The 1,052-nt window shown below is 71.7% G+C and carries 1 protein-coding gene; it reads right to left on the bottom strand.

The features are described 5' to 3' along the window. On the bottom strand, window positions 1-1,052 hold a 1,052-nt coding region (locus ACIRDU_RS38600), incomplete at both ends, for an AMP-binding protein (protein WP_403588902.1).

The following is a 1,052-nucleotide window of genomic DNA, read 5'->3' as shown; positions in this document are numbered from 1 at the left end:
GCGCCGTTCGCCTCGCGGACGACGACGGCGGCCTGGGCGACGCCGGGGTGGGCGGTGAGCGCGGCCTCGACCTCGCCGGGTTCGATGCGGAAGCCGCGGATCTTGACCTGGGTGTCGGCGCGGCCCGCGTACTCCAACTCCCCGTCGTGGTTCCAGCGGGCGAGGTCGCCGGTGCGGTACATGCGCGAGCCGGGCGGGCCGTAGGGGTCGGCGACGAACCGCTCGGCGGTCATGCCGGGGCGGCTCCGGTAGCCGTCGGAGATCTCCCCGGCGACGTACAGCTCCCCGACCACGCCGACCGGGGCCGGCTGCAGGGAGGGGCCGAGGACGTAGGTGCGCATGTTGCCCAGCGGGGTGCCGATCGGCGCGCTGCCGCCCTCGGTGCCCCCGACCGCGTGCTCCTCGCCGACGAGAGTGAAGGTGGTGGCGTAGAACGACTCGGTCTGGCCGTAGGCGTTGACGATCCGGGTGCCGGGCAGGACCTCGGCGATGCGGCGGGTCAGCGACGCGGGCAGTGCCTCGCCGGCGAAGACCAGCACCTCCGGGCGGGTGGTGGCGGCGATCTGGTCGAGCAGCTCGGCGAAGGCGGACGGAACGGTGGACACGATCTGCCCGTCCCAGCCGCCGCGCCCCGCCAGTTCCAGCACATCGGCGACGATCTCGATGCTCCCGCCGTGACACAGACTGGTGAAGACCTCGAACACCGAGACATCGAAGTTCACCGAGGTGCTCGCCAGCGCCTTACGGCCCGGACCGGCACCGATCAGACCCGCCAGATGCGTGATGCCGTTGACCACACCCCGATGCGTGATGGCCACACCCTTCGGCACACCCGAAGAACCCGACGTGTACATCACATAGGCGAGGTGGCCGGTCTCCAGCGGTGCGAGCCGGTCGCGACCGGTCAGGTCCAACGCTCCGTCGCCGACGGCGAGGTCCAGCTGGTCGGTGAGGAGTGCGGGAACGTCGTGCTCCGGCAGGACCGGCGCGGTGACGCTGTCGGTGAGGACCAGAACCGGTCCGGCCTCCTCGAGGATGTGCGCCAGACGGTG

The sequence above is a fragment of the Streptomyces sp. NPDC093598 genome (assembly GCF_044764825.1).
Lineage (GTDB): Bacteria > Actinomycetota > Actinomycetes > Streptomycetales > Streptomycetaceae > Streptomyces.
Note: the sequence above shows the minus strand (reverse complement) of the source record. Positions and strands in the feature narration are given on the sequence as shown.